This window comes from Xanthobacter flavus (assembly GCF_017875275.1).
In the GTDB taxonomy this organism is placed as follows: domain Bacteria; phylum Pseudomonadota; class Alphaproteobacteria; order Rhizobiales; family Xanthobacteraceae; genus Xanthobacter; species Xanthobacter flavus_A.
On record NZ_JAGGML010000001.1, the window covers coordinates 85,392 to 108,469 of the forward strand.

The 23,078-nt window shown below is 66.4% G+C and carries 20 protein-coding genes and 3 pseudogenes; 7 read left to right on the forward strand and 16 right to left on the reverse strand.

Annotated features, from left to right (window positions below; all coding sequences use genetic code 11):
• Positions 1-12 precede the first annotated feature (12 nt).
• The 4 genes from J2126_RS00395 (at position 13) to J2126_RS00410 (ending at position 4,792) form a co-directional block, all read left to right on the forward strand.
• Positions 13-804, forward strand: coding sequence for a molybdopterin-dependent oxidoreductase (locus J2126_RS00395; RefSeq protein WP_209483104.1), 792 nt, complete (start codon positions 13-15; stop codon positions 802-804).
• A 19-nt stretch (positions 805-823) separates the two neighbouring features.
• A complete protein-coding gene (locus J2126_RS00400) occupies positions 824-2,830 on the forward strand; it encodes a hypothetical protein (protein ID WP_209483106.1) in 2,007 nt (668 codons plus the stop codon).
• A gap of 130 nt (positions 2,831-2,960) precedes the next feature.
• Positions 2,961-3,539, forward strand: a complete 579-nt coding sequence (locus tag J2126_RS00405) for a cysteine dioxygenase (RefSeq protein WP_209483108.1) — start codon at positions 2,961-2,963, stop codon at positions 3,537-3,539.
• Positions 3,540-3,640: 101 nt separating this feature from the next.
• The gene (locus J2126_RS00410) at positions 3,641-4,792 is read left to right on the forward strand and encodes a CaiB/BaiF CoA transferase family protein (RefSeq protein ID WP_209483110.1); all 1,152 of its coding nucleotides are present in this window, start codon (positions 3,641-3,643) and stop codon (positions 4,790-4,792) included.
• 52 nt (positions 4,793-4,844) lie between these two features.
• Here the strand turns inward: J2126_RS00410 and J2126_RS00415 are convergent, their stop codons facing one another.
• The 16 genes and pseudogenes from J2126_RS00415 to pstS form a co-directional block, all read right to left on the reverse strand.
• Complete coding sequence (locus J2126_RS00415; RefSeq protein ID WP_209483112.1) at positions 4,845-5,633, reverse strand: IclR family transcriptional regulator; 789 nt, start codon at positions 5,631-5,633, stop codon at positions 4,845-4,847.
• A gap of 95 nt (positions 5,634-5,728) precedes the next feature.
• A complete protein-coding gene (locus J2126_RS00420) occupies positions 5,729-6,481 on the reverse strand; it encodes an enoyl-CoA hydratase/isomerase family protein (RefSeq protein WP_209483114.1) in 753 nt (250 codons plus the stop codon).
• Between the two features lie 223 nt (positions 6,482-6,704).
• Positions 6,705-7,876 (reverse strand): annotated as a pseudogene (locus tag J2126_RS00425) (IS3 family transposase).
• Positions 7,877-7,903: 27 nt separating this feature from the next.
• Positions 7,904-8,050 (reverse strand): hypothetical protein, encoded by a 147-nt coding sequence (locus J2126_RS00430; RefSeq protein ID WP_209483116.1) that lies wholly within the window; start codon positions 8,048-8,050, stop codon positions 7,904-7,906.
• A 458-nt stretch (positions 8,051-8,508) separates the two neighbouring features.
• A pseudogene (locus J2126_RS00440) lies at positions 8,509-9,893 on the reverse strand (FAD-dependent oxidoreductase); the annotation flags it as partial.
• 114 nt (positions 9,894-10,007) lie between these two features.
• Positions 10,008-10,385, reverse strand: coding sequence for a PadR family transcriptional regulator (locus J2126_RS25695; protein WP_348634202.1), 378 nt, complete (start codon positions 10,383-10,385; stop codon positions 10,008-10,010).
• 67 nt (positions 10,386-10,452) lie between these two features.
• On the reverse strand, positions 10,453-10,887 hold the full coding sequence (gene arsC / locus J2126_RS00450; protein WP_012115938.1) for an arsenate reductase (glutaredoxin): 435 nt from the start codon (positions 10,885-10,887) through the stop codon (positions 10,453-10,455).
• A 17-nt stretch (positions 10,888-10,904) separates the two neighbouring features.
• Positions 10,905-11,723 carry a phosphonate ABC transporter, permease protein PhnE gene (phnE, locus tag J2126_RS00455; RefSeq protein WP_012115937.1) on the reverse strand — a complete coding sequence of 273 codons (819 nt, stop codon included), beginning with the start codon at positions 11,721-11,723 and terminating at the stop codon, positions 10,905-10,907.
• On the reverse strand, positions 11,723-12,529 hold the full coding sequence (phnE, locus tag J2126_RS00460) for a phosphonate ABC transporter, permease protein PhnE (RefSeq protein ID WP_209483118.1): 807 nt from the start codon (positions 12,527-12,529) through the stop codon (positions 11,723-11,725). Before phnE (J2126_RS00460) ends, phnE (J2126_RS00455) begins: the two co-directional genes overlap by 1 nt.
• Positions 12,526-13,380 (reverse strand): phosphonate ABC transporter ATP-binding protein, encoded by an 855-nt coding sequence (gene phnC / locus J2126_RS00465; RefSeq protein ID WP_209483120.1) that lies wholly within the window; start codon positions 13,378-13,380, stop codon positions 12,526-12,528. Before phnC ends, phnE (J2126_RS00460) begins: the two co-directional genes overlap by 4 nt.
• A gap of 36 nt (positions 13,381-13,416) precedes the next feature.
• Positions 13,417-14,352 (reverse strand): phosphate/phosphite/phosphonate ABC transporter substrate-binding protein, encoded by a 936-nt coding sequence (gene phnD / locus J2126_RS00470; RefSeq protein WP_209489729.1) that lies wholly within the window; start codon positions 14,350-14,352, stop codon positions 13,417-13,419.
• Positions 14,353-14,456: 104 nt separating this feature from the next.
• Positions 14,457-15,731, reverse strand: coding sequence for an organoarsenical effux MFS transporter ArsJ (gene arsJ, locus J2126_RS00475; protein WP_209483122.1), 1,275 nt, complete (start codon positions 15,729-15,731; stop codon positions 14,457-14,459).
• A complete protein-coding gene (locus J2126_RS00480) occupies positions 15,731-16,771 on the reverse strand; it encodes an ArsJ-associated glyceraldehyde-3-phosphate dehydrogenase (RefSeq protein WP_209483125.1) in 1,041 nt (346 codons plus the stop codon). The genes arsJ and J2126_RS00480 overlap by 1 nt, the downstream gene beginning before the upstream one ends.
• 52 nt (positions 16,772-16,823) lie before the next feature.
• Complete coding sequence (gene arsB / locus J2126_RS00485; protein WP_209483127.1) at positions 16,824-17,885, reverse strand: ACR3 family arsenite efflux transporter; 1,062 nt, start codon at positions 17,883-17,885, stop codon at positions 16,824-16,826.
• Positions 17,886-17,966: 81 nt separating this feature from the next.
• Entirely contained in the window at positions 17,967-18,839 is an 873-nt protein-coding gene (locus J2126_RS00490; RefSeq protein WP_245327165.1) for a helix-turn-helix domain-containing protein, read from the reverse strand.
• A 60-nt stretch (positions 18,840-18,899) separates the two neighbouring features.
• Entirely contained in the window at positions 18,900-19,928 is a 1,029-nt protein-coding gene (gene pstS, locus J2126_RS00495) for a phosphate ABC transporter substrate-binding protein PstS (protein ID WP_209483131.1), read from the reverse strand.
• Between the two features lie 643 nt (positions 19,929-20,571).
• Here pstS and J2126_RS25135 point away from each other — a divergent pair.
• The 3 genes and pseudogenes from J2126_RS25135 to J2126_RS00510 all read left to right on the forward strand — a co-directional run bounded on the left by J2126_RS25135 (position 20,572) and on the right by J2126_RS00510 (position 23,075).
• The gene (locus J2126_RS25135) at positions 20,572-20,892 is read left to right on the forward strand and encodes a substrate-binding domain-containing protein (RefSeq protein ID WP_348634203.1); all 321 of its coding nucleotides are present in this window, start codon (positions 20,572-20,574) and stop codon (positions 20,890-20,892) included.
• Between the two features lie 227 nt (positions 20,893-21,119).
• Positions 21,120-21,996: pseudogene (locus tag J2126_RS00505) on the forward strand (IS3 family transposase); the annotation flags it as partial.
• Between the two features lie 593 nt (positions 21,997-22,589).
• Positions 22,590-23,075 carry a PEGA domain-containing protein gene (locus tag J2126_RS00510; protein WP_245327166.1) on the forward strand — a complete coding sequence of 162 codons (486 nt, stop codon included), beginning with the start codon at positions 22,590-22,592 and terminating at the stop codon, positions 23,073-23,075.
• Positions 23,076-23,078: the final 3 nt, after the last annotated feature.

The following is a 23,078-nucleotide window of genomic DNA, read 5'->3' on the forward strand; positions in this document are numbered from 1 at the left end:
GAGGCCACGCCAATGTCCCTCCGCTCCTTCTTCCGGCCGAACCGGGCCTCCATCGCGCGGCCCGACCAGAGCCTCATGGTCGAGAACCGCGCCCTCCTTGAGCGCATCGACCGCCGCAAGCTGCTGCGCGGCTCGCTGAGCCTCGGCGCGCTGTCGCTCCTCGCCGGCTGCGACATCTCCAATCGCGAGGAGGTTCAGGGCGTTCTGCGCACAGTCTCCGACTTCAACGACGGCGTGCAGGCCGCCCTGTTCGACCCGAAGCGGCTCGCCCCCACCTATTCCCGCGACCTCGTGGTGAAGCCGCCCCGCTTCAACGCCTATTATGAGATCGACGAGGTGAAGCCGGTGGATGTCTCCACCTGGCAATTGGAACTTTCCGGCCTCATCAAGGACAAGCGGCCGTGGACGCTGGACCGCATCAATGCCCTGCCGCAGCAGGAAGTCATCATCCGCCACATCTGCGTGGAGGGTTGGGACTATATCGGCCAGTGGTCCGGGCCGAACCTGAGGGATTTCCTCACCCGCGTCGGTGCGGACCTTTCGGCCAAGTACATCGCCTTCTACGGCAACGACGATTACATGGAGAGCATCGACATGGCCTCGGCGCTCCACCCGCAAACTATCCTCGCCACCCATTATGCGGGCGAACCCATCACCGACCCGTTCGGCGCCCCGATGCGGCTGCGCACCGCGGTAAAGCTCGGCTACAAGAATCCCAAATGGATCCGCGCCATCGAAGTGACCAACACCTACCCTCTTGGGTTCTGGGAGAAGCAGGGATTCAACTGGTTCGCCGGCCTGTGACGGCCGGCGCTGCCCGGTGATGGTTTCCCTTCCGAGCCTTCTCCCGTGCATCCTGCTGGCGTTTTTCCTGTGGGCCTTGCCCGGCTGGCTTCTCGCGCGGCGACTGGGGCAAGGCCGCACCGCGGCGCTGGCGCTCGCTCCGGCGCTCGGATGGGCGACGCAGACACCGGCTGCCCTCGCCGTGGCCCATCTGTTCGGCCTCTCGCCGGTCGTCGTCATCGGATCAGCGGCGCTGGTGAGCCTGTGCGCGCTCGCCCTGCCGCGCACGCGGGATGAAGCGCCCTTTCCGCTCTCCGCGCTCGTGTTCGCGGGGCTCCTTGCTCTGGTGCCCATGCTGGGGGTGCTGCCGAAGGTGACGGCGGACGGCGCCATCGCCCTCGCCTCACCCATCTACGATCATGCCAAGATCATCCTGATCGACGAGATCGCCCAGAACCGGGCCATCCCCCCAGCCAACCCGGTGTTCGGGGCAGGCGGCGCGGCAGGGACGGTGGCCTATTATTATCTCTGGCACTTCGGCGCGGCGGAACTCGCCCTCCTCTCCGGCGCGCAAGGCTGGGCGGCAGATGCTGCGGCCACCTGGTTCACCGGCTTCGCCGCGCTGGCGCTGGTGGCGGGGCTCGCCTTCCGTCTGAACCCCAGCCTATCCGCGCCCTTCCTCGCGCTCCTCGCCGCATCGGCGGGCTCCCTGCGGCCGGTCCTTGCGGCGCTGTTCGGTGGGGCGCGGGTGGACCACGTGCTCGATCCCGCCTCGGGCCTCGCCGGCCTTCTCTATCAGACGAGCTGGAGCCCGCATCATGTGAGCTCCGCCACCGCCTGTGTGATCGCGGTGCTGCTCATGGCGCGGCTGCGCGCCGGGCGGTGCGCCGGGGAGGCTACGGTGCTCGCGGGCCTGATCGGGCTGGCGGCTGCGGCTGCGTTCGGCAGTTCCCTGTGGGTGGGCGGGGTGACCTTCGCTCTGGCGGGAACGGCGGCGGCGCTGGTGCTGGGCCTCTCACCTCCTCCGGTGGGGCGACTGCGGTTCCTCGCGGCACTGGCCGGCGCGGCGCTGGTGGCGCTGGCGCTGGTGGCCCCTTTGCTGATGGCGCAGATCCATGCGGCGGCAGCGCGGGGGAGCGGCATGCCCGTCCAGATGGTCCCCTTCCCCGTGCTCGGACCGGGATGGCCGCAGGCTCTGCGCGCGGTGCTCGATCCCCTCTCCTATGGGCTGGTACTGCTGCCGGTGGAGTTTCCCGGCGTCCTGTTCGCCGGCGTCGTGGGTTTCGCTCTGGTCTTTACCGGGCGAGTGGCCGGCAGGGCCGAGCAGCAGACGGCTCGGGCGCTCGCGGCGCTCGTCATTGTCGCTCTGGCGGTCAGCGCGGCCCTGCAAAGCACCGTGGGGGAGAACAACGATCTCGGCTGGCGCGCCGTCCTGCCGGCGGTGCTGGTGCTCGCGGCCTTTGCCGGCGCCGCGCTCGCGGCGGGACTGTCTCGGGCGGTCGAGACGACGCGCGCCCGGACCGGGCTCGCGCTGCTGGCCGCCGGCCTCGCGCTCATTGCCATCGGCTTGCCGGACACCCTCGCCCTCGCCCGGCGCAACATCGCGGGCGAACAGAGCGCCGATGGCCGAACATTCGCTGGCGATCCGGCGCTGTGGCAGGCGGTGCGGCGGCACGTGGGACCGCAGGAGCGGATCGCCAGCAATCCGGCGCGGCTGGAGAAGCTGACGCCCTGGCCGATCAACCTGTCGTGGGCGCTCCTGTCGCGCCGCCGTTCGTGCTTCGGCGGCGAGGAGATGGCGCTCGCCTTCGCGCCCCTCTCCGCATCGGCGCGGACGGACGCGGCGGCCCTCTTCGGCCGGGTGTTCGCCGGGATGGGAACGGCGGAGGATGTCGCGACCCTGCGCCGGACCTTTGGCTGCGGCGGCGTTGTCGTCACGCCGCAGGACAGCGCGTGGACCGCCGATCCCTTCGTATCCAGCGCCCTCTATCGGCTCGCTGAAGAGAAAGACGGGCGCTGGCGCATCTATGTGGCGCGCGATCATTGACCTCCCAGTCACCGCGACTAGAATATGGGAAGACGTTCCAAATATTGATACGGTGGTCGTTGCCGGACCCCGGGGGCATCAGGCAGCCTTTCCGGCGGACAAGATCGGCGCACGGACGGCAGGAGTGCCCATGTCAGGAAGCAGCAGGTTCCGCACTTTCATCCGTGAGCTCACCCTGCTCGCGGACCAGCGCCTTGACGAGCCGGCCATGCTGCAGGCCGCAAAGCCGCTGATGAGCGACCTGATCTCCAACGACGAATGGTTGCCCGACGCCTTCGCCCGCCCGGACGAGCGCACCTACCAGCAGTATCTGCTCCATTGCGACCCGCTCGAGCGGTTCAGCCTGGTCAGTTTCGTATGGGGGCCAGGCCAGGAGACGCCGATCCACGACCACACGGTCTGGGGCCTGCTTGGCGTCCTGCGCGGATCGGAAACCTCCCAGCGCTACCAGATCGCCGAGGGGGCGATGCAACCCGAAGGGGCCATCGAAATTCTCGAAAGCGGCGACATCGACATGGTCTCGCCGACCATCGGAGACATTCACAAGGTGAAAAATGGGAGCCTCAGCAAATCCTCTGTTTCCATTCACCTCTATGGCGGAAACATCGGCGCGATAAACCGTCACGCGTACGCCAGAGACGCAAATATCAAGACATTTCGCAGCGGCTATTCTCTCAATGTCACGCCCAATTTCTGGGAGCACAAGTAGAGAGCCGGCGGGCGCGGCCGCCGTCAAGATCCATTGAGTTTGCACGGCAATCCCCCAAAGCCCGGGCGATGGCCTGCCTGACCTGTTTTCAGGAGAAGAGATTGAAACCCCTTGCCGGAGTGAAAGTCGTCGAATTCTGCACCGTGGCCGCAGGCCCGTTCTGCGCGATGCTGCTCGCAGACATGGGCGCAGACGTCATCAAGGTGGAGAATCCGGACGGCGGCGACTCCATGCGCCAATGGCCCCCGCTGAGCGAGGGGTTCAGCGAGAACTTCGCCTCTTTGAACCGGAACAAGCGATCGGTCACGCTGGATCTCAAGGGCACGCGCGACAAGCAGCGCGCGCTGGATCTGATCGCGGCGGCGGACGTCGTGGTGGAAAACAACCGGCCGGGCGTGATGGCGCGTCTCGGGCTGGATTATGCCTCGGTCAGCGAGGGACACCCGGGCCTTGTCTATTGCTCGATCTCGGCATTTGGACAGGAAGGGCCCCGCTCTCGCGAGGCGGGTTTCGACCTCACGCTTCAGGCGATGAGCGGCGTCATGAGCGTGACCGGCGAGCCAGGCAGCCCACCCGTCAAGTGCGGCGTGCCGATCTCCGATTTCGGCACCGGTCTCTATGCGGCCTACGCCATCGCCGCGGCGCTCTTCCATGTGCGGGGCGGCGGGCGGGGGGGCCATATCGACGCCTCCATGTTCGGCGCCTCCCTCGCCATGGGGGCGCTGCAGACCAGCGAATATTTCGGCAGCGGCAGGGACCCGCGGCGCCTCGGCTCGGCGCACCCCCGCAACGCGCCGTATCAGGCCTTCCGGGCCAAGGACGGCTACTTCGCCATGGCCGCCGGCAACAATGCGCTCTATCGCGCGGCGTGCGAGGCCATCTCCCGCCCCGATCTGTTCGAGGATCCGCGCTTCGCCTCCACCGGCCTGCGGGCGCAGAACCAGGCCGACCTCCTGGAGATCCTGGAACAGGAATTCGCCGCCTTCACCTGCGAGGACTTGCTGGCGATGTTCCGCAAAGCCGGGGTGCCCTGCGCGCCGATCAACACCTATTCGCAGGCCCTGGCCGATCCGCAGGTCGCCCACATGGAATGGGTTCAGCCGGTGCAGCTTCCCTCGGGCGTGATGACCAAGACCTTCGTTTCGCCCCTGCGCATTTCCGGCAAGGGCTTCGGCATCGACCGGCCGCCGCCGCAGCTTGGCGAGCACAATGACGAGGTCTTCCAGACGGCCCCGAGCCGCGAGACGGCTTAGGGGGCTCAAAACGCGGCCGGCGATGTCACCGGCCGGCCGCAGGTCAGGCCCGTCAGGCCATCGGCTTCGGCGGGTTGAACGCGCGCGCCGACATGAGAGCGGGATTGTGGCCGAGCGCCCGTGACAGATCGACGGCCGTCCGCATGACCACGTCCCTGTATCGCGCCGGGAAGCTGTCCTGCAGCCGGTCGACAGGGCCGGAAATGCCGATCGCGGCGACGGGGGCTCCCGTGCCGTCTTTGACGATGGCCGCCAGTCCCCACACGCTCTCGCGCCATTCGCCGCGATTCACCGCAAATCCCGCATCCCTGATCTGCGCCAGTTCCTCGCGCAGCCGGCCCAGCGTGGAGATGGAATTCGGCGTGAAAACCGCGAGCGGATCGGAGAAGACGCGCAGCGCTTCGTCCTGCTGGTAGGCCAGAAGCGCCTTTCCGGACGCGACGCAATGCGCCGGCGCCCGGCCACCGATGGAGGAATAGGCCCGCACCGGATGCGGACTCTCGATCTTGTGGAGATAGATGACCTCGGCGCCATCGAGGACCGCAAGATGGATCGTCTCAAGGGTCGCATCCGCCAGCGTGCGCATGAACGGCTCGGCGACCTGCCGCACATCGAGCCGCCCCAGCACCTGCCCCGCCAACTCGAAGACTTTCAGCGTGCAGTCATAAGTGCCGCCCGGCAACGCCCGCACGAAGCCGGCGGCGACGAGCGTCTGAAGCGTGCGGTGCGCGTTGCTCTTGGTCATGTCGAGCTCGCGCGCGAGCTCGCTGACGCCTCCGGGCGCGGGTCGACCGGCCAGATGCTCCAGAACGCGCAGTCCCTTGAGAAGTGTACGATCCACTGTATCACTATTCAGTACGGAGCATTAAAGGGCGTAACTGCCTTCCCCGGAGAGGTCAAGCTTGGGCAGGTCCTGCTCAACCGGGGCCGGCCGGATCAGGCCGTCTTCTGTCTGGCCGAGGCCAGAACGTGAGCGCGATAGGCGACGATGCGCGCCTTGAGGCCGTCGCGGGCGGCGGAGCGGCAGAGGTCCGCAAGCTCTGCATCGGCATCCCCTACCTTGGTGGCTCCGCGCAAGGCGGCTACTGTCTGCGGGTCGAGGCGCTTCGCCTCCCGCACGAGGTCCGCCAGCGCGGCATCGATGCCCTCCTCCGCGATCTGCTCCGTCACGAGACCGATGGCCTGGGCGCGGGCGGAGTCGATGACCTCGCCCCGCAACAGAATGCTGCGGGCACGGTCGCGACCGACGCGGCTGGCAAGGCGAGCGGTGCCGAGCACCAGTCCGAAGCCGGAGCCGGGAAACGCGAAACGGGGCGTCTCCACCGCAATGCGATGATCGCAGGCTGCGAAGAGATCGGCGCCCGCCCCGAACACGCTGCCACGCCCGAGCGCCACGGTCACGACAGGCGCATCGAACACCTTGCGCAGAAACCCCTCGATGGTCACGAACCGCAGCAGAAGGTCGCCGTCGCTCTCGCTGTCGAGATCGGACAGGTCAAAGCCAGTGCAGAAATGGCGCCCCGCGCCCTCGAAAACGACCAGACGCGCGCCCTGCGTGAGGGCGGCATCGAAGGCGCGATCAAGGTCGCGCACCGCGGCCCCGCTAAGGGCATTGCCCTTCTCCGGCCGGCTCAGAACGATGCGACACACGGCGTCGTCGAGAGACCAGGTCAGAGTGGCGTCGGCCATGATCGGATTCCTTCGTCCGCAGTCGGAATGCTGTCTCGGTCACAAGCGAGCGCAGGGCGCTATATAGAATAGTGTTCTAAATAATAAAACAACATACGGTCTGGCGCATGCCGGCAGTCCGAATCTCCGTCGGCCGACCGCGCTGGCCGCCTCAACCGGGAGGCACGGGGCTCGAGCGCCCAAGACCTCAAGGAGTGATCTTCCCCCGAGAAAGTGGACGGGGTTAAGCCGCTCTGCGTTCCATCTCGGCTGGGCTGATATAGCCGAGGGCCGAGTGCAGGCGGCGGGAATTGTAGAAGCCCTCAATGTATCCGAACAGATCGCGTCGCGCCTCGGCCCTGGTGGCATAGAGGCGATGGTGGACCCGCTCGGTTTTCAGGGTGTGGAAGAAGCTTTCCATGGGGGCATTGTCCCAGCAGTCGCCCTTGCGGCTCATGGATGGGGTGATGCCCGCTGCGGCAAGTGCCCCGCGGTAGGCCTCGGCAGCGTATTGAATCCCACGATCTGAGTGGTGGATCAGGCCGGGTGCCGGCCTCTGGCGCGCGATGGCCATGGCGAGGGCTTCCAGCGCGATCTGTGTGTGCAATGTCTCGCGCATGGACCAGCCGACCAGCTTGCGGGTGTGCATGTCGAGCACGCCGGCAAGGGTGAGCCAGCCTTCGCCTGTGGGGATGTAAGTGAGGTCCGCCAGCCAGACCTGGTTCGGGGCCTGGGTCATGAAGTTGCGGGCGAGCCGGTTGGGAGCGATCGGTTAGGAATGGCGGCTGTGGGTCGTCCGCGTGCGCCTTGGCACGGCGGCCAGGCCCCGGATGCCGGCGCGGCGCATGAGCCGCTCGATCCGGGACCGGCCCACGCGCCGACCGTGCCCCCTCAGGACCGCATGGATCCGCGGCGCGCCATAGGTCCCGCAGCTCTGCGCATGGATCAGCCGGATGTCGTCGGTGAGTGCCCGGTTGGTCTGCGCGCGCAAGCTCTCCGGCCGGGCGCGCCAGGCAAAATAGCCGCTGGCCGACAGCCCGAGGGCCGCGCACATCACGCGAACCGGCCACACAGCGCGATGCTCATCGACGAACCCGAACTTCATCGGGAGGCCGCTCCGAAGATGAGCGCGGCTTTTTTTAAGATGTCGCGCTCCATCCGCAGGCGCTCGTTCTCCCGCCTGAGCCGGGCGTTCTCCGCCGCAAGGTCGGCCGGCGACGGGCCCGCCGCCTGCAGGATCGGGCGCCGCGCCGGCCCCGTCGCCTGTGGTGCCAGATCTCTCACCCACCGCCGCAGAACCGTCTCGTGCAGCCCCAGCTCCTGCGCCACCTGCCCGGCGGAAAGACCGCTGGAGGTTACCCGCTCAACGGCCTCCCGCTTGAACGCCTCTGGAAACACCCGGCGCCGTGTGCCCATCGAACACTCCTCTGAAGCTCGCAAAAGCTAACATGGGTGTCCACAAAAACGGGGGAGGATCAGTGGCGGTTCTGCCATGCGAATCTTGGTGATCGAGAACTGCTGCCAGATATAGTTCTTCTGAGCCGGCGTCAGCTTGCCGGCACGGTCAGCGGCAAAGACGAGGCTGGCCATCGACACCCGCCAAACACGCTTCAGTGCGGCGAGCCTTGGGAGGTCCGTGCGGCCAGTACCGAAATGAGATTTGACATCCTGCGTTGGCGTCAGGAAGCGAGGTCGGCAAGGCCGGCACCAGCCGCCATTGCCCACCTGCCGTGCCCCTTGTCGATGGCGGCGCCCACGGGGAAGGCGGCAATGCCCCCGAGGGCAAGGCCGAGCGTCGCGGCGCCGAACAGATCCGGCTTCGACCAGCCGAGGTCGCGCTCCATGGCCTCCGCCACGAGGGGAAAGCTGTAGTAGAGCGAGCCCCAGGAGCAGATCTGGCCGATGGCGACGCCAGTGATGAACAGGCTGCGCCCCGAGAGCGGACGCGCCGGCACCGGTTGCGCGAGCTCGCCGCCCAGGCCACCGGTCACGCGGCCGTACCGCAGAAGGGGGGGCGCCTCCGCCTGCACCGGCGCGGTTTCGCGGCGGCAGCCGTCCTCGCCTTCCACTTTGGCCTGGGCATCATCCACGCAGCAGGCATCGGCGTCCTGAGGCGCAGGCCCACCGCAGCAGCCGGATGCCCCTCGCGTCACCGGCGTGACGCTGCAGACGCCGGTCTCCGGCAGCACCAGATGGACGCTCCGCGCCGCGTCGTGATCGCCGGCGATCTCCGCAGCGATGGAGCGGACCTGCTCATAGCCCGTGGCCATCAGGAAGGTGGGGGCGCGGCCGTAGGACTTGGAGCCGACGATGTAGAAGCCCGGCTCGGGGTGGGCCAGCTCCACCGCGCCATGGGGCGGGACGGTGCCGCATGAATGCAGGTTCGGGTCGATCAGCGGGGCGAGGGCCGGCGGCGCCTAGACGGCGGGGTCGAGGGCGATGCGCACCTCGCGCAGCAGAGCAAGGTCGGGGCGAAAGCCGGTGGCCACCACGATCCGGTCCACGGTCCCGGTCCAGGGCTCCGTGCCGAGACGGCCGCACACGTCCAGCCCCGTCGCGCCGCGAACAATCCGCTCCGCCGCGAATGGCGCAAGGACATCGAGCCGGCCGGCGGCGATGGCCTGGGTCGCCGCAAGGCCGAGGGCACCGCGGGCGGGCAGCGCGTCGTTGAGGCCGCCGCCCAGCAGCTTCTCCATACGGTTGCGCCGAAGCGCTCACGTGACGCCGGTGGCTGGCGCCGCCTCCTGCAGGCGGAGAAGATCGAGCACGACGTTGATGGCCGAATGGCCGGAGCCTACCACCAGCACGCGCCGGCCGGAATAAGCCTCGCGCTCAGTGCCGGACACGTCGGGAATGCCATAGGCGATATCCGCAGCGGCCTCTTCTTCGCTGGGCACCGGCGGGCCGTCCGCGCCCATGGGGTTGGGCTGGGTCCACGTGCCGGAGGCGTCGATGACGGCCCAGGCGAGCGAACGGTGCTCAGCGCCGTCCGGGTCGCGCCAACGGATCTCGAACGGGGTGTCCGCGCGCCCCTCGGATGACATCTTGTCGAGGCCGTGGCGGGCGATGGCGCTCACCTGTGCCCCGAACCGCAGGTGCGGCGCAAGGGCGGGATGAGCCGCCAACGGCTCAAGATAGCGCCGCACGATCTCCCCGCCGAGCGGCAGGGCCTTGGGGTTAGGCGCGCTCCACTCGGCTTCCTCCAACAGTGTGCGGGCGGCCGCGTCGAGATATTGTAGGCCCAGGGCGAGAACACCCGTACGTGGCCCCAGGCATTGAGCGACGTGCCGACGCCGGCGCCCCGCTCGAAGACGAGGGGCGTGAGGCCGCGGGCAATGAGATGCGCCGCGGCGGCAAGCCCCACGGGGCCGGCTCCGATGATGGCGACGGGAAGAGATAGGGTCACGCCGGGAGACTCCGATGATCGATCCATTGATGATCGATGTATAAAAGCAAATAAAAGCGGCTCACCGACAGCATCTTGCGTTGCCCGCGTGTTCGGCCGGCGCGTCGGCAATCATCTTCTCCGCGTCGACCAGACAGCGCGTTACGTCCATCCAGGCCTCCACCGCCACCTTGAAGGCGGCGCGGCCCTTGTCCGTGAGGGTGTAGACCTTGCGCTCGCGCCCGAGACCACCTCGCTTGCAGCGGTGACATATCCGCCCTCCTCGAACTCCCGCAGCACCGGATAGATGGTGCCCTCTGCAGGGGAACAGCAGCCGTTCGTCGTTGCCTCGACTGCCCGTGCCACGTCGTATCCGTGCATGGGCCGCTGATGCAGCACGCACAGAATGAAGAATTTCGACAGGCTCATCTTGATGGTGCCGTTCCAGTAGGCACGGCTCAGGAAATCGGGCCCGGGCTTCGGCACCGGGGCGGGCGACGGCGGAACGGATGGGGTGGCCGATGGAGAGGTTCGAGACATGCAGGAAGGCTATACATCGATCATCAATGTGTCAATCATCAAGGCATACTTGAAAGCGCTCCCCGCGTCAGCAAACGCGCCGTCCCTCGGCATCGATCACCACCTCTCCATCCTCCTTCGTAAACGGCCCTTTCTGCGGCGCGGGCAGGATGTCCAGGACCCTTTCCGACGGCCGGCACAGCCGCGCCCCGAGCGGGGTGAAGACGAACGGCCGGTTAATGAGGATGGGGTGGGCCATCATGGCATCGAGCAGAGTGTCGTCGGTGAGGGCGGGATCGTCGAGGCCGAGTTCGGCATAGGGTGTGCCCTTCTGGCGGGTCGCGGCGCGCACCGTGAGGCCCGCCGCGGCGATGGCGGCGGCGACCTCTTCCCGCGCGGGCGGGGTCTTGAGATATTCGACGATCGTCGGCTCGATACCGGCGTTGCGGATCAGGGCGAGCGTGTTGCGCGATGTGCCGCAGGCCGGATTGTGCCAGATGGTGACAAGGGAATGCTCAGTCATCGTTCAGGCTCCGAAGATCAGATGATGGCGTGGCGGACCTTGGCGGACACCCATTCGCTCACCACCACGGTGGCGAGGATCACCATGAGGATCAGCGTCACCTGCGGCCACGCCAGCGTATTGAGCGAGCTTTCCAGGTTGAGTCCTATCCCGCCCGCGCCAACCAGGCCGAGCACCGTGGATTCGCGGATGTTGATGTCCCAGCGAAACACGCTGATGCCGGCGAAGGCGGGCATGATCTGCGGCACGATCCCGTAGGCGAGGGTCTGGGCGCCCGAGGCGCCGGTAGCGCGGATCGCCTCCACCTGGCTCTCGTCGATTTCCTCGATGGCCTCGTAGAGCAGCTTGCCGATGAAGCCGATGGACCTGAGCGCGATGGCGATGATGCCGGCCAGCACGCCCGGACCCAGGATCGCCACCAGCAGCAGCGCCCAGATGATGGAATTAATGGAGCGCGAGGCGACGATGACGAACAGCGCCAGCGGCCGCACGAAGGCGGCGCTAGGCGTGGTGTTGCGTGCCGCGAGGAAGGCCACCGGCACCGACAGCACGATGGCGATGAGCGTGCCGAGGGTGGCAATGTTGAGCGTGTCCCAAAGCGGCTTGAGCAGTGCCGGGAAATAGGACCAGCGCGGCGGGACCATGCGCGCGCCGATGTCGGCGGCCTGGGTGGGGGCATCCCAGACGAAGGCCCAGATGGTGCCTTCCGTCATCACCCGCCAGCAGAACACGGTGAAGGCCACGGCGAGAAGCCAGCCGAACCACACGGCGATCTGGCCGCGCGAAGTGCGCCGTTGCCAGGACCGGCGGCCTTCGGGGAGGGCTATGACCGGCATTATTTCACCGGCCCGCGCACGAGGCCGGAGACATATTCGCTCGCCATCACGATGGCGATGATGAGGATGAGGATGGCGGCGGCGCTGTCGAATTCGTAGCGGTCGATGGCGGTGTTCAGCGTGGCGCCGATGCCGCCGGCGCCGACGATGCCCACCACGGCGGATTCGCGGAAATTGATGTCGAGCCGGTAGAGCGACAGCCCGAGCAGGCGCGGGGCCACCTGGGGCAGGACGCCGAAGGCGATCAGCGCGGGCCAGGGCGCGCCCGTGGCGCGGATCGCCTCCACCGGGGCGGGGTCGATGTCCTCGATGTCCTCCGCCAGCAGCTTGGAGAGGAAGCCGATGGTGGCGAAGGACAAGGTGAGGAAGCCCGCGAACGGGCCGAAACCCACCATGGACACCAGCAGGATGGCGACGATGATCTCCTGCAGGGACCGCGACACGGCGATGATGGACCGGCAGACGTAGTAGACCGCCCGCGGCACCACATTGCGCGCGGCGCCGATGCCGATGGGAACCGAAATGGCGATGCCAACCACGGTGGATGTCACCGTCATGGTCAGGCTCTCGATCATGCCCTGGACGATGTCGTCCCAGCGCCGGGAGAAATTCGGCTCCAGGAAGCCGGAGACGAAACGTAGGCCGCGTGCCCACCCGTCCGAGAGGCGCGCCCAATTGACCTCGACGCTGCCGAGGGCCAGCGCCAGATAGAGCGCCGCGCCGATGATGAGCGCATAGCGCAGATACGGATTGGCGATGAGCGGCGGCGGGCGCCAGCGGCGCGCCGGGACATGGGCCGTTGTCACAGCGCCCTCGCGGCGGCGGCGGGCGTCGTCTGCGCTCTCAGGCCGCGAACCGCGTCGGCCGCGGCGGCTTCCTCGGCCGCGTCGGCCTCCACCTCGCGGATGGTGCGCGACCAGTCCTCCTCGCCATAGATGGCGGTGAGGGCGGCCGTGTCGAGGGCCTCCGGGGGCCCATCGAACACGATGCGCCCGGCCTTGAGGCCGATGATGCGCTGGACGAACATCTGCGCCAGCGCCACGTCGTGGATGTTGACGATGGCCGCCAGCTGCCGCTCGGCGCACACTTCGACGATGAGGCGCATGATCTGGCGAGACGTCTTGGGATCGAGGCTGGCGGTGGGCTCGTCCACCAGCAGGATGTCGGGCTCCTGCACGAGGGCGCGGGCGATGCCCACCCGCTGGCGCTGGCCGCCCGAAAGCTCGTCGGCGCGCTTGTCCACATGATCGAGGAGGCCGACGCGCTCCAGCACGGCGAAGGCGCGGTCGATGTCGGCCTGGGGAAAGCGACGCAGGAAGGCGCGCCAGAAGCCCACATAGCCGAGCCGCCCGGAGAGCACGTTCTCCATGACGGTGAGGCGTTCCACCAGGGCATATTCCTGGAAGATCATGCCCATGCGCCGCCGCGCTCGCCGCAGGCCGGCCCCACCGAGACGGGTGATCTCGGTGTCGCCGAGGCGGATGGAGCCGGACGTGGGCTCCACCAGCCGGTTCACGCAGCGGATGAGGGTGGACTTGCCGGCGCCGGAAGGACCGATCAGTCCCACCACCTGGCCGGCCGGGATGCCGAGCGAGACATCGTCGAGGGCCTTGTCCCCCTTGGCATAACGCTTCGACAGGCCGGCGATGGTCAGCATCCCGCAGTCTCACTCATGCCGGGCCTACGCCGGAGCCTATTTGCAGGTGTAGCTGACGCCCATGGCGTCGTCGATCTGCCGCACCACCGCCCAGGTGTCCTTGAAGGTGATGGGGATGAACTTCTCCTGCGGCGGCTCGGCGGACTTGAACTCCTTCTGCAGGCCGGTGCCCTCCCAGTTGAAGCTGAAGAACGCCTCCTTCACCTTCGCCGCCAGCTCCGGCTTCAGATTGTAGACATAGCCATAGCCGGTGGTGGGGAAGGTCTGCGACTTGTAGATGGTCACCACCTGCTCGGGCTTGATGACACCTCGGGCGATCATGCGCTTCATCACCGAATTGGCGACGGCCGCTGCGGGATAGTCCTTGTTGGCGACGCCGATGATGGAATTGTCGTGCTTGCCGGAGAAGGCCGGCTCGAAGTCCTTGCCGGCCTCCATGCCGAACTGCGACTTCAGGAGCGCGGAGGGCGCCTTGTAGCCGGAGTTCGAGGTCTCCGAGGTGAAGGCCATCTTCTTGCCCTTGATGTCCTCGACCTTGGTGATGCCGGAACCGGGATAGGTGATGATCTCCATCTCGTAGCCATAGGCGCCGTCCTTGGACGCCATCATGGTGAAGGGCACGAAGCCGGCGCAGGCCACCGCGATGGGATTGGAGCCGGTGTTGAAGCCGGCCACATGCAGGCGGCCGGCGCGCATGGCTTCGAGCTGCGCCGCATTGGATTGCACGGGGAAGAACTGCACCTTCTTGCCCGTCACCTTGGCGAGATGGTCGAGGAATTCGGCCCACACCTTCGCATAGACTGCGGGATCCTCCACCGGGGTATAGGCGAAGATGAGGGTGTCGGGGTCGAGCTGCTTCGCCGGGTCCGACGGGGTATCGGCCACCATGTCGCCATTGGTGTCGGTGAAGCGCGGGTCGAGCTTGAATTCGGCCTGGGCAAAGGACGGCGCCAGCATGGTCGCCGCGAGCATGGCGGCACAGGTCAGGGAGCGCAGGAGCGACATGGCTTCATCTCCGATTGGATCGCATCTTGAGTACGACTGTTGTGTGACGCACCGACTACGATGCGGCCGGCTCAACTGCTCGGCAGGGCACTGCCGGGCCTGGCCTTCTCCAGGGCGCTGGCGTGGGTCGGCAGCAGCAGGGTGGTGAGCCAGCAGATGCCGAGCATGACGGCGGAGCCGGCGAGGCAGGTCGTGATGCCCCCCACCTGGTAGAGCAGGCCGCTGAGGAGGGTTCCGGCGAAGCGCCCCGCGGCATTCGCGGCATAATAGAAGCCGACGTCCTCCGCCGCCTTCTCCGATCCTGCATAGGCGAGGATCAGATAGGAGTGCAGCGAGGAATTCACCGCGAAGGCGACGCCGAAAATGGCGAGCCCTATGACCACGATCAGGTCCGGCCGTATGGGCGTCGCGGCGAGAAGCACGGCGATGGCCACGGGAACGAGGGCGAGGCCCAGCGCCCACCAGCGCGCCGCCGGAACCTCCTTCGACAATCCGTCCGGGCTGCGGCTCACCACCGCCGGGGCTGCCGCCTGAACGATGCCGTAGCCGATGGTCCACAGCGCCAGGAAGCCACCAACCATGGGGAAGGTCCAGCCGGTGCCATAGAGAAACACCGGCACACCCACCACGAACCACACGTCCCGCGCGCCGAACAGGGCGACGCGCGCGGCAGCGAGCAGGTTCACCCCCCGGCTCTTGCCGAACAATTCCTTCGCCGAGCTGCTCGCCTTGGCCTTGCCCATCATGGGTGGCAGGGACAGCAGGACGCCGAGCAGCACGATCGCCAGCACACCCGCCATGAGCCACAGCGAGAGGCGGAAGCCGAACGCCTCCAGCAATACACCGCCGAGAAAGAAGCCGAAGCCCTTCATGGCATTTTTCGAGCCGGTGAACCACGCCACCCAGCGGAACAGGCGCCCCTCGGCACTGCCCTTCGCTTCCGCTTCCGTGACCTTGATGGCGGATTTGGAGGCGGTCTTGGTGAGGTCCTTGGCCACCCCGCACACGCCCTGTGCCGCCACCACCCAGGCCACCAGAAAAGCGGTCTCCCACGAGGGGGACATGGCCGAGAGCAGCAGGAAGCCGGCGATCTGGGTGGTGAGCCCCACCGTGAGCATCCGGGTGATACCGAAGCGCGCGGCGAGCCAGCCGCCGATGAAGTTCGCCCCGATGCCCGCCGCCTCATAGAGCAGGAACAGGAAGGCGAGGGTGAAGGGCGAGTAGCCGAGCTTGAAGAAGGTGAACAGCACCAGCATGCGCAAGGCGCCGTCGGTCAGCGTGAAGCCCCAATAGGCCGCCGTGACGATGGCGTAGTTGCGCAGGCCCGCGGAGGAGGACGCCGCCATCACAGGCCCGCCCGTTCGAGATGGCAGGCGAGGTCCACCATGCGGCAGGCATAGCCCATCTCGTTGTCGTACCAGGCATAGACCTTGAGCAGGGTGCCGTCGGTGACGAGGGTGGAGGGTCCGTCCACGATGGCGGACCTCGTGTCGCGAGCATAGTCCGCCGACACCAAAGGGCGCGGCTCGAAGCCGAGGATACCGTTGAGCGCACCCGCGGCGGCCTTGGCGAACAACGCGTTCACCTCGTCCGCCGTGGTCTCGCGGTTCAGCTCGAACACGCAGTCAGTGAGCGAGGCGTTGAGCACGGGGGCGCGCACCGCATGGCCGTTCAGCTTGCCCTTCAGCTCGGGATAGATGAGGGCGATGGCGGTGGCGCTGCCGGTGGTGGTGGGCTGTAGCGAGAGCATGGCCGAGCGGGCCCGGCGCAGGTCCTTGTGGGGCGCATCCACCACCACGTTGGTGTTGGTGGGATCGTGGATGGTGGTGATCTGGCCGTGGCGGATGCCGATGGCCTCGTGCACCACCTTCACCACCGGTGCGAGGCAGTTGGTGGTGCAGGAGGCGGCAGTGACGATGGGGTGCCTCTCGCGGTCATAGAGCTGCTCGTTAACCCCCACCACCACGTTGAGCACGGACGGGTCCTTCACCGGCGCGGCGACGATGACGCGCTTGGCGCCCCGCTTCAGGTGGCCTTCGAGCACCTGCGGCGTGAGGAACTTGCCGGTGGATTCCAGCACCACATCCACCCCGAGGTCGCCCCAGGGGATGTCTTCCGGCTTGGCATGGGACGAGAAGGACATGGCCTTCTCGCCGATGCGCACGCTGCCCTCATCGTGGGAGATGGGCGCGCGCCAGCGGCCCTGCACGCTGTCGAATTCCAGCAGGTGGGCGCACGCCTCGGCGCCGCCCTTGATCTCGTTGAGGTGGACAATGTCGAGCCGGTTGTTGCCACGCGGGTCGTTGTCCGGGCGGTGCGCCGCCCCCAGGGCCGCGCGCAGCGACAATCGTCCGATGCGGCCGAGGCCGTTGATCCCAACTCTCATGGCAGCGTCATTCCCTGTGATCTTGAGATGGTGCGGCGTTGCCGCGGCGGCCTCAGGCCTTGGTATGATCGGCGACGTCCGTCACCTTCACGCCGCCGGCCTCGTACCAATCCTTGGAACGGTTCACGATCCACACGACGGACAGCATCACCGGAACCTCGATGAGCACGCCCACCACGGTGGCGAGCGCAGCCCCGGACTTGAAGCCGAAAAGGCTGATGGCGGCGGCCACCGCCAGCTCGAAGAAATTGGAGGCGCCGATGAGGGCCGAAGGGCCGGCCACGCAATGGGCTTCACCGCTGATGCGGTTCAGCAGATAGGCGAGGCCCGAGTTGAAATAGACCTGGATCAGGATCGGCACCGCCAGAAGAGCGATCACCAGCGGCTGGGCGAGGATCTGCTCGCCCTGGAAGGCGAACAGCAACACCAGGGTGGCAAGCAGCGCCACAAGGGAAAGGGGCTGGAGCACGCCGAGGAGGCGATCGAGCCCCCCCTGCCCCCCGCGCACCAGAATGCGTCCGCGCAGAAGCTGCGCCGCGATCACCGGCACGACGATGTAGAGCACCACCGACAGCAAGAGCGTGTCCCACGGCACGGTGATGGAGGAGAGCCCGAGCAGCAGTCCCACCACCGGCGCGAAGGCGACGATCATGATGGCATCGTTCAGCGCCACCTGGGACAGGGTGAAATGCGGCTCGCCCTTGGTAAGGTTCGACCAGACGAACACCATGGCCGTGCAGGGGGCCGCCGCCAGAAGGATGAGGCCGGCGATATAGCTGTCGATCTGGTCGGCTGGCAGATAGGGCCGGAACAGGTGGCCGATAAACAGCCAGCCGAGGAAGGCCATGGAGAACGGCTTCACTGCCCAGTTGACAAGCAGCGTCACCGAGATGCCGCGCCAGTGCCGACCGACCTCCTTGAGCGCGGCGAAGTCGATCTTCACCAGCATGGGCACGATCATCAGCCAGATGAGGAGCGCGACCGGCAGATTGACCCGCGCCACTTCCAGCCCCCCGATGGCCTGGAACACGGACGGCGCCAGCGCGCCGAGCGCGACGCCGGCGATGATGCACAGGAAGACCCAGAGCGTGAGGTAGCGTTCAAACACGGACACGGCGTGGAATCTCCCAGGGCTACGATCTGCGGCCGGCGGCGGCGACAGCGTGGGCGCGGTCTGTTTCAGGATGACGACGGCTCACGCCGCCTGCCCGGCAAGTGTAAGATCCGTCGCGCCTTCCATCTTGCCGATCTCGCCGATGCGCTCTTTCAGCGACGCCAGATCGAGCTGCTCGAATGGCAGGTTGACGAAGGCGGAGACGCGCCCGGCAAGCCGGCGGTAGGTGGCAAGGAAGGCCGCCTTCTGCTCCGCCTCGCTTTCCTTCACCGCCAGAGGATCGGGTAGGCCCCAATGGGCCTGCAGCGGATGCCCGGGGAAAGCGGGGCAGATCTCGCCCGCGGCGGCGTCGCAGGTGGTAATGACGAAGTCCATCTGCGGTGCGTCCGGTTCGGCGAAGCCGTTCCAGCTCTTGGAGGCAAGGGGGGCGGTGTCGTAGCCGAGCGAGCCGAGCAGGTCGATCGCCATCGGATGCGGCTTCAGCTTCGGCCGGCTGCCCGCCGAGAACGCGCGGAAGCGGCCGCGGCCCTCCCGGTTGAGCAGCGCCTCGGCGATCAGCGAGCGGGCGGAGTTCGCCGAGCAGACGAGCAGCACATTGTAGACACGGTCGTTCGCGGCGGCAGGCCGGAGCTGAGGGAAGGCGGCGGCACGTGCTCCGCGTCCGGGAGAGACAGCGAAGCCCATCTCCGCCATCATTTGGGCCAGCACCGGACGGGCTGTCGTCAGGCTGGCGGCATAGATGATGGATCGCCCCTCGCGCCGCGACGTCACGAGACCCGCGCGCTCCAGCAAGCCGAGATGGACGGACATGGTGTTGTGCGGCACGGCCAACAGGCGCGCGATGTCGCCTGCCGGTAGGCCATAGGGCACATAGCGCAACAGCAGGCGATAGGTTTCGAGACGCGTGCCCTGGGAGAGCGCATCGAAAATCCGGGTTGCGTCGTCTGCGTTCAACCGTGTCGCGTCCATCTCACCTCACCGAACAGATGGGTCTGTGCACGAGGGCCAGACCTGTCAGACCCCACCTTTAAAGGTCTTCGCCCAATAATCCTTCACCTGCTGAACCAGCGCCGGCGGCAGGGGAACATAGCCAAGCTCCGAGGCGGCTTTTTCCCCGTCCCCGAGAGCAAACCTCCAGAATTCGAACGCCACCTGGCTGTTGGCCGGGACTTTCGGTTCCTTGTACATGAGCGCAAAGGTCGTCGCAGCGATCGGGTAAGCGTCGGGCGCAGCGGAATCGTTGATGACCACGAAGAAATCCCTCGCAGCGGTCCAATCAAAGCTCAATGCTGCAGCCTGAAACGATGCTGCGCTCGGCGCTATGAACTTGCCGGCGCGATTCTGCACCAGGCCGTAGGCGAGCTTCGCCTGCACGACGTAAGTGAACTCGACATAACCAATGGAATTCTTGACTCGCTTGACCTCGGTCGACACGCCCTCGTTGCCACGTGCGCCCGTCCCTACGGGCCAAGCCACGGAGCTGCCTTCACCCACCTGCTGCTTCCACTCGGGGCTCGCTTTGGCGAGATAAGACACCCAGTTGAACGTGGTGCCAGATCCATCGGCACGATGCACCACCACGATCTTCGCGTCGGGCAATTTCAGATCGGGATTTAGGGCCTTGATGGCGGGATCGGACCAGGTGGCGACCTTGCCCAGATAGATGTCGGCCAAAAGGGCTCCGGTGAACCGGATCTGGCCAGGGCCCACGCCGTCCACATTCAACACCGGTGCGACGCCGCCGAACACGATAGGGAACTGGCCGAGGCCGTATTTCTCCAATTCGTCGGGCTTCAGGGGCTTGTCGGAGGCTCCGAAATCGGCGGCGCCATCCTTGATGCGATTGATGCCGGCGGATGAGCCCACCGACTGGTAGCCGACAAGGTGGCCCGTTCGCTCACGGAACAATTCTGCCCACTCCCAAATGATGGGATAGGCGAAGGTGGAGCCGGCACCCCGCACCTCGCCCGCATGAGCGGCAGGCGTGAGAAAGGATATGGCCGCAATCGCAGTGGCGGTGGTCAAGGCAAAAATGCGGTTCACGGCTGCCTCCCTGTTCCATCGACAACCGCTCCAAGGCTTACCCTATCAGCGTCGTTATGTCGATTGGCGTAGACAGATCGCTATATTATGCTTATGTCACTTCCGTGACGCACCTGAGAGGCACACCTTCCGCAGCGACAGCGCAATTGTCGATGCGTCCATGCTAGCAGAAATAATTTAAAAGGCATGGCGGACTGCCTCAAGGTACAGTTTCGCACATGGTGCATTTTTCACTCGTAGAATTTATATATTCGACCGATTCAGGATGTTATTATCCCGCGAGTCCGTCTCTATATACTGTCGCCTAGTATCATATTGTACCTGAATCCATCCCATTGTCGAACTTTGTATTGTACTTATTCCACCAAGAATGGAATATATAATTTTAAGAACGCCTAATATTACAATCAACATTGACGGAAATTCTATATATACACCAAATGTCATCATTTAGTTACATAAATTACTAGAGCCGCTTATGCTGGGCGCGAGCTCCAAGGCCCTGGCGACATCGTCCAGGAAACGCATCCATGAAGATCACCACTCTCGCGAGCGCCTTCGCGCTACTTGCCGCCGGCGCGGCGCTCAACGGCGCGGCGGCCCAGGCTCTGGTCAAGGCTGACGGTCGTCTACGGCGTTCCCCGTGACCGAGGCCATGGCAGAGGAGTTCCAGAAGCAGAACAAGGACATCAAGGTCACTGTCGGCATCGGCGGCAGGGGCGGCGGCTTCAAGAAGTTCTGCCGCGGCGAGACCGACATCTCCAACGCCTCGCGGCCGATCACCGCGAGCGAGCAGAAGGCCTGCAAGGAAGCCGGCATCGAATATATCGAATTGCCCGTGGCGCTCGACGCTCTCACTGTCATCGTCCACCCGTCCAATACATGGGCCAGCGAGATGACCGTTGCGGAGCTGAAGAAGATCTGGGAGCCCGAGGCCCAAGGCAAGATCACCAATTGGAAGTAAGTCCGCGACAGCTTCCCCGATCGTCCGCTGGCGCTCTACGGAGCAGGTGTCGATTCCGGCACTTACGACTATTTCACCGCCGCCATCGTCGGCAAGGAACACTCCAGCCGCGGCGGCTTCACCGCTTCGGAGGACGACAACGTGCTCGTGCAGGGCGTCGCCGGTGACCAGAACGCGCTCGGCTTCGACACCCATGTTAGCTTTTGCGAGCTTCAGAGGAGTGTTCGATGGGCACACGGCGCCGGGTGTTTCCAGAGGCGTTCAAGCGGGAGGCCGTTGAGCGGGTAACCTCCAGCGGTCTTTCCGCCGGGCAGGTGGCGCAGGAGCTGGGGCTGCACGAGACGGTTCTGCGGCGGTGGGTGAGAGATCTGGCACCACAGGCGACGGGGCCGGCGCGGCGCCCGATCCTGCAGGCGGCGGGCCCGTCGCCGGCCGACCTTGCGGCGGAGAACGCCCGGCTCAGGCGGGAGAACGAGCGCCTGCGGATGGAGCGCGACATCTTAAAAAAAGCCGCGCTCATCTTCGGAGCGGCCTCCCGATGACGTTCGGGTTCGTCGATGAGCATCGCGCTGTGTGGCCGGTTCGGGTGATGTGCGCGGCCCTCGGGCTGTCGGCCAGCGGCTATTATGCCTGGCGCGCCCGGCCGGAGAGCTTGCGTGCGCAGACCAACCGGGCACTCACCGACGACATCCGGCTGATCCATGCGCAGAGCGGCGGGACCTATGGCGCGCCCCGGATCCATGCGGTCCTGAGAGGGCACGGTCGGCGCGTGGGCCGGTCCCGGATCGAGCGGCTCATGCGCCGCGCCGGCATCCGGGGCCTGGCCGCCGTGCCAAGGCGCACGCGGACGCCCACAGCCGCCATTCCTAACCGATCGCTCCCAACCGGCTCGCCCGCAACTTCATGACCCAGGCCCCGAACCAGGTCTGGCTGGCGGACCTCACTTACATCCCCACAGGCGAAGGCTGGCTCACCCTTGCCGGCGTGCTCGACATGCACACCCGCAAGCTGGTCGGCTGGTCCATGCGCGAGACATTGCACACACAGATCGCGCTGGAAGCCCTCGCCATGGCCATCGAGCGCCAGCGGCCGGCACCCGGCCTCGATGCGGCCGAGGCAGAGATCAAGCGAATTGACCGGGAGCTCGACAAGTTGATGAAGCTCATCCTCGCGTCCGACAGCGACGACGCCCCCACCCCGATGATGAAGCACATGAAGGAGCTGGAGGCTCGCCAGAAGGAGCTAAAAGCGTTCCTGCAGGACGCCCAGGAGCCGCCGCCCCTCCTGCATCCAAACATGGCGCATCACAACCACGCCCAGGTGGATGAGCTGTATGCGGCGCTTCAGGAGGTTTCGGAGGAAAAGCGGATGACGGCGGCCGACCTGATTTGCTCGCCGGTGAAGGAGATCATCCTGACGCCGGCAGAAGGCGAGCTTCGGATCGACGTGCGAAGTGGCTGAAACTCTTGCGATTTCGCTCAAAAGCAAACGGCCCGCCAGAGGGGCGGGCCGATCGCAAGTCGAGATGGTTGCGGGGGCGCGATTTGAGCGCACCCATACCTACCTCGCGCCCCTCGTGATCCCGCTTCGTTCCTCGAATCGGCGCAAGCGCAGTTGCTCAGCCTGACCCAGCGGTAGAATTGCGATAGACTCGCAACCCGGCCCTTGGCATTGTTCCGCTAGGTCAGGGGTTATTCATGAACAAGAAGATGAGGCTGGCGCTCGCAATGGGCGCCACGGTGTCGCTTGCCGCCTGCGCGACGATTACACGGGGCACCACGAGCCAGGTGCAGATCCAGTCTGAGCCGAGCGGAGCGGATGTCCGCACCTCCACCGGCTTCACCTGCACCACCCCGTGCACCATGACAGTGAACAGGAAGGACGAGTTCTCCGTCACCTTCACCAAGGCGGGCTTCGAGCCGGAGGAGGTCGAGGTGAAGACGCGAATCGCCGGTGAGGGCGCCGCGGCGGGGATTGTCGGCAACGCGATCGTGGGCGGGGTAATCGGCCTCGCCGCCGATGCGGCGTCCGGGGCGACCCTGGAGCACACCCCGAACCCGCTGCGGATCATCCTCTATCCAAAGGGGAAGAAGCCCGCCGACGCCGCACCGAACATTGTCTGGCCGCAGGGGCACGCGCCAATGGCAAAGCCGGGCGAGCCCACGGCCCAGCCGGCGAGCTGACCT

Coding starts and splice junctions, on each gene's coding strand:
- J2126_RS00395 (WP_209483104.1), top strand. CDS start 13: ATGTCCCTCCGCTCCTTCTTCCGGCCGAACCGGGCCTCCATCGCGCGG.
- J2126_RS00400 (WP_209483106.1), top strand. CDS start 824: ATGGTTTCCCTTCCGAGCCTTCTCCCGTGCATCCTGCTGGCGTTTTTC.
- J2126_RS00405 (WP_209483108.1), top strand. CDS start 2,961: ATGTCAGGAAGCAGCAGGTTCCGCACTTTCATCCGTGAGCTCACCCTG.
- J2126_RS00420 (WP_209483114.1), bottom strand. CDS start 6,481: ATGGCCGACGCCACTCTGACCTGGTCTCTCGACGACGCCGTGTGTCGC.
- J2126_RS00430 (WP_209483116.1), bottom strand. CDS start 8,050: ATGGCCAGCCTCGTCTTTGCCGCTGACCGTGCCGGCAAGCTGACGCCG.
- J2126_RS25695 (WP_348634202.1), bottom strand. CDS start 10,385: ATGTCTCGAACCTCTCCATCGGCCACCCCATCCGTTCCGCCGTCGCCC.
- arsC (WP_012115938.1), bottom strand. CDS start 10,887: ATGACTGAGCATTCCCTTGTCACCATCTGGCACAATCCGGCCTGCGGC.
- phnE (WP_012115937.1), bottom strand. CDS start 11,723: ATGCCGGTCATAGCCCTCCCCGAAGGCCGCCGGTCCTGGCAACGGCGC.
- phnC (WP_209483120.1), bottom strand. CDS start 13,380: ATGCTGACCATCGCCGGCCTGTCGAAGCGTTATGCCAAGGGGGACAAG.
- phnD (WP_209489729.1), bottom strand. CDS start 14,352: ATGCTCGCGGCGACCATGCTGGCGCCGTCCTTTGCCCAGGCCGAATTC.
- arsJ (WP_209483122.1), bottom strand. CDS start 15,731: ATGGCGGCGTCCTCCTCCGCGGGCCTGCGCAACTACGCCATCGTCACG.
- J2126_RS00480 (WP_209483125.1), bottom strand. CDS start 16,771: ATGAGAGTTGGGATCAACGGCCTCGGCCGCATCGGACGATTGTCGCTG.
- J2126_RS00510 (WP_245327166.1), top strand. CDS start 22,590: ATGAACAAGAAGATGAGGCTGGCGCTCGCAATGGGCGCCACGGTGTCG.